Source organism: Streptomyces sp. WAC04114, assembly GCF_019733245.1.
GTDB lineage: Bacteria > Actinomycetota > Actinomycetes > Streptomycetales > Streptomycetaceae > Streptomyces > Streptomyces massasporeus_A.
In genome coordinates this window covers 1-8466 of sequence record NZ_JAIGQA010000261.1, presented here as the reverse complement: position 1 = coordinate 8466, position 8466 = coordinate 1, and the positions used below count along the sequence as shown (strand labels likewise).

Genomic DNA, 8466 nt, shown 5'->3' with positions numbered 1-8466 from the left:
GCTTCGCCTGGCGCCGGGTGGTGGGTCGGGGCCGCGCCGGGGGGTATCCGTCCTCGGAACGGCGCGATGGGGTCTGACACCGACTCACTGTCCGTTGACGCGCCAACCGCTGCGGGCGGACACCCCCCGACACGACCCCTTGCGTACGACGGCGGGTGCGGGCCGCCGCCGCTGCGGGCATGCGTGCCGCTGGGGGCGGCACGGGTGGGCCTGGGGGTCCCCCCTGCTCGAGCGAAGCCGAGAGCTTGGGGGAGGCACCCCGTTCCGCCGGGCTGCGGACCCACCTGGCCTCAGCACCAACGCGGCGGCACCTCGGGACGCCGGGGCGCGGAGCCACCCGGCCTCAGCACCGACGCCGGGTGCCCCGCTACCCAGGGCTGCGCACCCACCCGGCCCCGGTATCGACGCGCAGCGCTACCCCACCTGCTCGTCGTCCTCCGGCTCGACCCCGGGCGGGGCCGGGGCCGCCGGCCTCAGCTTGAGCCAGGCCAGGAAGAACAGGCCCAGCAGGAGCATCCCCAACCCGGTCCAGAGGTTGATGTTGACCCCCGCCGCCTTGTCGATGTCCGCATCGGACGCCGTCAGCCCCGCGATCGTGACGATGACGCCGTAGAGCACGAACAGCCCACCGATGATCCGCCGGATGTCGAACAACCGCGCCGCGGTCGCCGACTTGCCCTCCAGCTCGGTGATTTCCCGCTGCAGGTCCTTCTCGGAGTGGGACTCGGACATGTGCGATCAATCCTCCGTCGGTCAGAACGAGAACGGGATGTAGCAGGCCGCGGCCAGGACGATCGCGCCCCAGCCCAGCAGCGCCGGCTTGCGGTACCAGGCCTCGTCCCCCGGTGCCGGCGGCTCCGCCATGCCGGGCGAGGTCGTGCCGTAGACCAGTCCCTGGAGGTCCTCGGTCGGCTTGGGCGCCGTGAACAGCGACACCGCCACCATCACCACCGCACCCGCGACGAAGCCCGCGATCGCCGAGACGAAGTTGGCCCCCTGGTCGGAGGGGATGTCGATGATGTCCTGCTTGTAGAGGACGAAGTAGTTGACCATCGCCGCGGTGGTGCCCGCGAGCAGCCCCCAGAAGCCCGACTTCATCGAAGCCCGCTTCCAGAACATGCCGATGATGAAGACGACGAACATCGGCACGTTGAAGAAGGAGAACAGCGTCTGGAGGTAGGCCATGATGTTGGAGAAGGACCGCGCGAGGAACGCCGTGCCGATGGAGGCCAGGACGCCGATCGCGGTGATGAGCCGGCCGAAGCGGACGTAGTACTCGTCCTCACGGCCCCGGACGACGTACTTGGCCCAGATGTCCGTGGTGAACACGGTGTTGAACGACGACACGTTGGCCGCCATGCCCGCCATGAACGCCGCGAGCAGGCCCGTGACGGCGATGCCCAGCACACCGTTGGGCAGCAGCTGTTCCATCAGGTACGGGATGGCGTCGTTGTACTGGAGGTCGGAGTCGGACGTGCCGATCTTCGGGACCAGGACCGCGGCGACCAGTCCCGGGATCATGACCAGGAACACGATGAAGATCTTCGGGAACGCGGCGATCAGCGGGGTGCGCTGGGCCGCCGAGAGGTTCTTCGCGGACAGCGCGCGCTGCACCTCGGCGAAGTTCGTCGTCCAGTAGCCGAAGGAGAGCACGAAACCGAGGCCCAGGACGATCGTCAGCCAGTTCGCGCCGAGCGGGTTGTCGCTGCCGATGCCCGTGCCGCCCCAGGCCGTCATGAAGTCGGCGCCGCGGCTCTCGGTGAGGGAGTCGGACAGTCCGTCCCAGCCGCCGACCTTCTTCAGCCCGAGGAAGGTGATGGGGATGAGCGCCGCCAGGATCACGAAGAACTGGAGGACCTCGTTGTAGATTGCCGAGGACAGGCCGCCGAGGGTGATGTAGGCGAGGACGAAGAAGCCCGCGACGACGATCGCCACCCACTCCGGCCAGCCCAGCAGCGCCTCGACGACGATGGCCAGGGCGTAGAGGTTGACGCCGGCGATGAGGATCGCGGCGAAGGCGAAGAGGACCGAGCTGAGCAGGTGCGCCGCCTTGTCGAAGCGCAGCAGCAGAAACTCCGGCACCGAGCGCACCTTGGAGCCGTAGTAGAAGGGCATCATCACCAGGCCCAGGAAGACCATGGCCGGGATGGCGCCGATCCAGTACCAGTGCGTGGTGTAGACGCCGTACTGGGCGCTGTTGGCGGCCATGCCGAGGATCTCGGTGGCGCCCAGGTTGGCCGCGATGAACGCGAGGCCGGTCACCCAGGCGGGCAGCGAACGGCCGGAGAGGAAGAAGTCGAGACTGGTCTTGACCGACCGGCGGGCGGCGAAGCCGATGCCGAGGACGACGACGAAGTAGATGCCGAGGATCGTGTAGTCGAGCCAGTTTGTGGGGAGTCGCAGCTCGGCTGACAGATAGGTAGGGGTCTGCATGAGCCCTCGCTTCGTTGCGTGAACCGATACCTCGCGGAATCTTCTTCTCCGCCTTCAGTGATTGAACACGTCCGATGACGCTCTTTGTTTGATTGTGATGTTGACGATTGAGGTGGGTCGTGTTTAAGTATGTTGGGTTCTGTTTGAAGGACAAGGAGTCAGGCGTGAAGAAGACCTCGACCCGACTGGCCGACGGTCGCGAGCTCATCTACTACGACCTGCGTGACGACAGCGTGCGGGACGCGACCGACCGCCGACCGCTGGACCGCACCGTCACCACGTCCCAGATCCGCCGTGACCCCCTGCTCGGCGACTCCGTCGCCATCGCCTCCCACCGACAGGGCCGCACCTACCACCCCCCGGCTGACGAATGCCCCCTGTGCCCCTCCGAGGGCGACCGGCTGAGCGAGATCCCGGACTCCTCGTACGACGTCGTCGTGTTCGAGAACCGCTTCCCCTCGCTGGCCGGCGACTCGGGCCGCTGCGAGGTCGTCTGCTTCACCTCAGACCACGACGCGTCCTTCGGTGAACTCACCGAGGAGCAGGCGGGCCTGGTGCTGGAGGCCTGGACGGACCGCACGTCGGAGCTGTCGCATCTCCCCTCCGTCGAGCAGGTGTTCTGCTTCGAGAACCGGGGCGCCGAGATCGGCGTGACCCTCCAGCACCCCCACGGGCAGATCTACGCCTACCCCTTCACCACGCCCCGCACCGCCCTGATGCTCCGTTCGGTCGCGACCCACAAGGAGATGACCGGCGGGGAGAACCTCTTCGACGCCGTCCTGAAGCGTGAACTGGCCGGTGAGCGGGTCGTCCTGGAGGGTGAACACTGGGTCGCCTTCGTGCCCTACGCCGCGCACTGGCCGTACGAGGTCCACCTGTACCCCAAGCGCCGCGTGCCCGACCTGCTCGGCCTGGACGAGGCCGCGCGCACAGAGTTCCCCAAGATCTACCTGGAACTCTTGAGGCGCTTCGACCGGATTTTCGGCGAGGGTGAGGCGCCGACGCCGTACATCGCGGCCTGGCACCAGGCACCGTTCGGCGCGCTGGAGGAATTCGACGGGGTCGTGCGCGAGGACTTCGCGCTGCACCTCGAGCTTTTCACCATCCGCCGCACTTCCGGCAAGCTGAAGTTTCTCGCGGGTTCCGAGTCCGGCATGAACGTGTTCATCAACGACGTGCCGCCGGAGCGCGCGGCCGAGCGACTGCGAGAGGTAGCGAGTTCATGAGCGGGAAGTACCTGGTGACGGGCGGCGCGGGATACGTCGGCAGCGTGGTCGCGCAGCACCTGCTGGAGGCCGGTCACGAGGTCGTCGTCCTCGACAACCTCTCCACCGGCTTCCGCGAGGGCGTCCCCGCGGGCGCGACGTTCGTCGAGGGCGACATCCGCGACGCCGCCAAGTGGCTGGACCCGTCCTTCGACGGCGTGCTGCACTTCGCCGCGTTCTCGCAGGTCGGCGAGTCGGTCGTGAAGCCGGAGAAGTACTGGGACAACAACGTCGGCGGCACCATGGCGCTGCTGGCCGCGATGCGCGAGGCGGGCGTGAGCACGCTGGTCTTCTCCTCGACGGCGGCGACGTACGGCGAGCCGGAGCAGGTCCCGATCGTCGAGTCGGCGCCCACGTCCCCGACCAACCCCTACGGCGCCTCGAAGCTCGCCGTCGACCACATGATCACGGGCGAGGCGGCGGCGCACGGCCTCGGCGCGGTCTCCCTGCGCTACTTCAACGTGGCGGGCGCGTACGGCGCGTACGGCGAGCGCCACGACCCCGAGTCCCACCTCATCCCGCTGGTCCTCCAGGTCGCGCAGGGCAGGCGCGAGGCGATCTCGGTCTTCGGCGACGACTACCCCACGCCGGACGGCACCTGCGTGCGCGACTACATCCACGTCGCGGACCTGGCCGAGGCCCACCTGCTCGCCCTGACCGCCGCCACCCCCGGCGAGCACCTGATCTGCAACCTCGGCAACGGCAACGGCTTCTCGGTCCGCGAGGTCATCGAGACGGTCCGCACGGTGACGGGCCACCCGATCCCGGAAGTGGTCGCCCCGCGCCGGGGCGGCGACCCGGCGGTCCTGGTGGCGTCGGCCGACACGGCCCGCGAGAAGCTGGGCTGGAACCCGTCCCGCGCGGACCTCGCGGAGATCGTCGCGGACGCGTGGGACTTCGCGCAGAACATCGCAAGGGAGCAGTAGTGGGCGCACAACAGGTGCGGGACGGTTTCGCAGAGCTCTACGGAACCGCCCCCGAGGGTGTCTGGGCGGCCCCGGGCCGCGTCAACCTCATCGGTGAGCACACCGACTACAACGACGGTTTCGTGATGCCCTTCGCGCTGCCGCACACCGCCGTCGCGGCCGTATCCCGGCGCACGGACGGCGTGCTGCGCCTGCACTCGGCGGACGTCGAGGGCGGGGTCGCCGAGCTGCGCGTCGACGAGCTGGCGCCGGGGTCGGACCGGAACTGGACGGCGTACCCGTCGGGCGTGGTCTGGGCCCTGCGCGAGACCGGCCACGCGGTCACGGGCGCGGACGTCCACCTGGCCTCCACGGTCCCCTCCGGCGCGGGCCTGTCGTCGTCGGCGGCCCTGGAGATCGTCGTCGCCCTCGCCCTGAACGACCTGTTCTCCCTCGGCCTGCGGGGCTGGCAGCTGGCCCGCCTGTGCCAGCGCGCGGAGAACGTCTACGTCGGTGCCCCGGTCGGCATCATGGACCAGACGGCGTCGGCCTGCTGCGAGGGCGGCCACGCCCTGTTCCTCGACACGCGCGACCTCTCCCAGCGCCAGATCCCCTTCGACCTGGCCGCCGAGGGCATGCGGCTCCTGGTCGTCGACACGCAGGTCAAGCACTCCCACAGCGAGGGCGAGTACGGCAAGCGCCGCGCCGGCTGCGAGAAGGGCGCGGACCTGCTGGGCGTCGACGCGCTGCGGGACGTGCCCTACGCCGACCTGGACGCGGCCCTGGCCCGCCTGGGCGACGAGGAGGAGGTCCGCCGCCTGGTCCGCCACATCGTCACCGAGAACGAGCGCGTCGAACGGGTCGTCTCCCTCCTGGAGTCGGGCGAGACCCGCGCGATCGGTCCCGTCCTGGTCGAGGGCCACGCCTCGCTCCGCGACGACTTCCGCATCTCCTGCCCGGAACTGGACCTGGTCGTCGACACGGCCCTGGCCCACGGCGCGCTGGGCGCCCGCATGACGGGCGGCGGCTTCGGCGGCTCGGCGATCGTCCTCGCGGAGGAGCCGGACGTCGACGCCATCACCAAGGCGGTGACAGAGGCCTTCGCGACGGCGGGCTTCACGACCCCCCGGGTCTTCGAAGCGGTCCCGTCACCGGGCGCCCACCGCCTCCACTGACCGAGTCGGACGCCAGCGACGCCCTCCCTGCGACCGGGGAGGGCACCGCCGTCACTGTCAGCGGTTGACGGACTGGATCTCCTGGACGGGCACCTCAGTGGTGGTGGCGAAGGTGCCGTTGGGCAGATCGCCGCCCGTGTTCCCCGCGCCTGCTGACGGCCCGTTCGTTGTCCGCCAGGATCGCGTCCTTGACTGAGTCGCCCGTCCGCTGGTCCTCGAACACCAGCTTCATGTCTCCGGGCAACTTGATCTCCGGCCGATCGATCCCGTCCGCAGACGCCGAGGTCGAGGGCGAAGCCGATCCCTTGTCGCCCGAACCCGCACCGGCGATCCTGTCGGACGATGACGAACTGTCACCTCGCCCCGAGCCACAGGCGGTCAGCAGCAGGGCCGCGGATGCGGTGAGCGCGGCTGTCACGAGCCGAGCGGGGCGGTTCACTGTGTCTCCCGTTGATCATGTGGGGGGATAACTCAAGCGAACCAACGCTATTGGTACGTGGAGGAGAGGCGGTATCGAGGGTTTCGTCCCCGCAGCTCAGCCCAGCCTCTTCGTCAGCAAGTACTCCGTGATGCCCGGGGGATAGTCCGGCACCACGCACGCCACCTCGTACCCCTGCTTCTCGTAGAACCGCGGGGCCTGGAAGTCCCAGGTCTCCAGGCGGGACGCGCGGCAGCCGCGGGAGGTCGTCGCGATGTGTTCCGCCTGGGCGAGCAACTGCGCGCCCAGGCCCCTGCCGCGGTGGCGTTCGTCGACCCAGAGGTAGGTCACGTGGAGCCAGGTCGCCCAGGTGTGGCCGACCAGGCCGCCGGCGAGGGCGTCATCCCGGTCGTTCACAGCCCACACATGCAAGGGCGCGTCCCTTTCGTCCGGAGTCCCGCGCAGGGCGCGCAGGATCGGAGAGGCGGCTGTGTTCGTGTCCCGCAGGCGTGTGCGGAGCAGATCACGTCGGGCCTTGTCGACTTCTGTCTCAAGACGGAACATGCGGCACACCATAAACGCGTCGGACAGTCAGTTCTGCAAATAACCTTCCGCTCCGGGCCCCCGTCCGTACCCTGATGAACAGCACCGGTGGGGGCCGGTGCCGCTCAGGGGGCGAGACAGCCGGGTACGACGCCCGGGGTGGGGGTAGCGGTACTGCACGGCGGCGGCTGTGCGGCTGCGGCGACCCGAACAGGCTGCTGCGGCACGGACCGACGGTCGGACGCAGCGGATCCGGACACTCCGGCGTCGTACCCGCGCGGTGTCAACCTCCGACGATGGGGTAGCCCCTGCTCTTCGGGAGCTCGGGGAAGGGGGTTTCGTGGTTCGCATCCGAGTCCTGGTCGTCGACGACCATCGCATCTTCGCGGAGTCACTCGCGGCGGCCCTGGCGGCCGAACCGGACGTCGACGTCTCCGCGGCCGGCAGCGGTCCGGCCGCGCTGCGCAGCCTGGAGCGGGCGGTCGCCGAGGGGCGGCGCTTCGACGTGCTGCTCGTGGACGCCGACCTGGGAGGGAAAGTGCCGGGCGCCCGGCCGGCCGTACCCGTGCAGGACAGTAACGAGGACGGGCTCGTCGACGGGATCTCCCTCGTCACGGGCGTGCGCTCCGCGCAGCCGCACGTACGGATCGTCGTGCTCGCCGAGAAGGACGACCCGCGGCGGGCGGCCCTCGCCCTGCAGGCCGGCGCCTCCGGGTGGGTGGCGAAGGACTGCTCGCTGTCCCGGCTGCTCACGGTCATCCGGGGCGTGCTGCGGGACGAGACGCATCTGCCGCCCGCGCTGCTGACGGGCGTGCTGCGGGAGCTCACCGCCGCCCGCAAGCACCGCACCGAGAGCGAGCGCCTCGTCGAGTCCCTCACTCCGCGTGAGCGGGAAGTGCTGCGGTGCATGGTCGCGGGGCTGGGGCGCAAAGCCGTCGCCGAGCGCCTGTATCTGTCGCCGCACACCGTGCGGACCCACATGCAGAACGTGCTGGGCAAGCTCGGCGTGCACTCCACCCTCGCCGCCGTCGCCCTCGCGCGGCGCGCCGGGGTCGGGCCCGTGGACCTAGCCGGGGATGTTGTCGAACGGGGCGGTCAGCTGGCGTAGCAGCCCCGCCAGTTCGCCGCGCTGGGCCCGGGACAGTTCCGCGAGGATCGCGCGCTCCTGGTCCAGCAGACCCGCCAGGGCCTGGTCCGCGCGGTCCCGGCCCTCGTCCGTCAGCCGGACCAGGACGCCCCGGCGGTCACTGGGGTCCGGGAGCCGTTCCACCAGGCCCTTCTTGGCCAGGCGGTCGATGCGGTTCGTCATCGTGCCCGAGGTGACGAGCGTCTGGGTGAGGAGCTGCCCCGGCGAGAGCTGGTACGGCGTGCCCGCGCGGCGCAGGGCCGTCAGGACGTCGAACTCCCACGGCTCCAGGTTGTGCTCCGAGAACGCCAGCCGCCGCGCCCGGTCCAGATGCCGGGCCAGTCTGCTCACACGGCTGAGCACCTCGAGCGGTTCCACGTCGAGGTCAGGGCGCTCCCGGCGCCACGCTGCGACCAGCCGATCGACCTCGTCCTCCATGACGATCAGTGTAGTGGTTGTGTCGACGTAGAGTCTCTTGACCTCGAGTCTCTTGACATCGAGATATATAAAGGATCACGCTGGGTGTGCGTCTCGCACGGTCACCACCAGGGCACACAGGACACCAGGAGGAACCATGCCCGCAGCCACCCCCACCTGGGAC

The 8466-nt window shown here is 69.8% G+C and carries 9 protein-coding genes; 4 read left to right on the top strand and 5 right to left on the bottom strand.

Going from position 1 to position 8466, the window contains the following annotated elements; translation table 11 throughout:
- Positions 1 to 414 precede the first annotated feature (414 nt).
- Positions 415 to 732, bottom strand: a complete 318-nt coding sequence (locus K4G64_RS37015) for a hypothetical protein (RefSeq protein WP_221760263.1) — start codon at positions 730 to 732, stop codon at positions 415 to 417.
- Between the two features lie 21 nt (positions 733 to 753).
- Positions 754 to 2433 (bottom strand): sodium:solute symporter family protein, encoded by a 1680-nt coding sequence (locus tag K4G64_RS37010; RefSeq protein ID WP_221760262.1) that lies wholly within the window; start codon positions 2431 to 2433, stop codon positions 754 to 756.
- A 164-nt stretch (positions 2434 to 2597) separates the two neighbouring features.
- Between K4G64_RS37010 and galT the strand changes: the two genes are divergently transcribed.
- Genes galT through galK form a run of 3 tightly spaced genes read left to right on the top strand, consistent with a single transcriptional unit; the run spans position 2598 to position 5778 of the window.
- A complete protein-coding gene (gene galT, locus K4G64_RS37005; protein WP_221760261.1) occupies positions 2598 to 3659 on the top strand; it encodes a galactose-1-phosphate uridylyltransferase in 1062 nt (353 codons plus the stop codon).
- Positions 3656 to 4624, top strand: a complete 969-nt coding sequence (galE, locus tag K4G64_RS37000; RefSeq protein ID WP_221760260.1) for a UDP-glucose 4-epimerase GalE — start codon at positions 3656 to 3658, stop codon at positions 4622 to 4624. Before galT ends, galE begins: the two co-directional genes overlap by 4 nt.
- Positions 4624 to 5778, top strand: a complete 1155-nt coding sequence (gene galK, locus K4G64_RS36995) for a galactokinase (RefSeq protein ID WP_221760259.1) — start codon at positions 4624 to 4626, stop codon at positions 5776 to 5778. Before galE ends, galK begins: the two co-directional genes overlap by 1 nt.
- A 94-nt stretch (positions 5779 to 5872) precedes the next feature.
- On the opposite strand, the gene K4G64_RS36990 is transcribed toward galK, so the two are convergent.
- Positions 5873 to 6196, bottom strand: coding sequence for a hypothetical protein (locus K4G64_RS36990; protein WP_260461500.1), 324 nt, complete (start codon positions 6194 to 6196; stop codon positions 5873 to 5875).
- A 117-nt stretch (positions 6197 to 6313) separates the two neighbouring features.
- Positions 6314 to 6772, bottom strand: coding sequence for an N-acetyltransferase (locus tag K4G64_RS36985; protein WP_221760258.1), 459 nt, complete (start codon positions 6770 to 6772; stop codon positions 6314 to 6316).
- A gap of 307 nt (positions 6773 to 7079) precedes the next feature.
- Between K4G64_RS36985 and K4G64_RS36980 the strand changes: the two genes are divergently transcribed.
- Positions 7080 to 7847: a response regulator transcription factor gene (locus K4G64_RS36980; protein ID WP_190899671.1), complete on the top strand. Its 768-nt coding sequence runs from the start codon at positions 7080 to 7082 to the stop codon at positions 7845 to 7847.
- On the opposite strand, the gene tamR is transcribed toward K4G64_RS36980, so the two are convergent.
- Positions 7806 to 8303 (bottom strand): MarR family transcriptional regulator TamR, encoded by a 498-nt coding sequence (gene tamR, locus K4G64_RS36975; RefSeq protein ID WP_004000571.1) that lies wholly within the window; start codon positions 8301 to 8303, stop codon positions 7806 to 7808. The two genes, K4G64_RS36980 and tamR, sit on opposite strands and share 42 nt — an antisense overlap.
- Positions 8304 to 8466 lie beyond the last annotated feature (163 nt).

Excerpts from the sequence above, each read along its gene's own strand:
- K4G64_RS37015 (WP_221760263.1), bottom strand. The coding sequence starts at position 732 with ATGTCCGAGTCCCACTCCGAGAAGGACCTGCAGCGGGAAATCACCGAG.
- K4G64_RS37010 (WP_221760262.1), bottom strand. The coding sequence starts at position 2,433 with ATGCAGACCCCTACCTATCTGTCAGCCGAGCTGCGACTCCCCACAAAC.
- galE (WP_221760260.1), top strand. The coding sequence starts at position 3,656 with ATGAGCGGGAAGTACCTGGTGACGGGCGGCGCGGGATACGTCGGCAGC.
- K4G64_RS36985 (WP_221760258.1), bottom strand. The coding sequence starts at position 6,772 with ATGGTGTGCCGCATGTTCCGTCTTGAGACAGAAGTCGACAAGGCCCGA.
- tamR (WP_004000571.1), bottom strand. The coding sequence starts at position 8,303 with ATGGAGGACGAGGTCGATCGGCTGGTCGCAGCGTGGCGCCGGGAGCGC.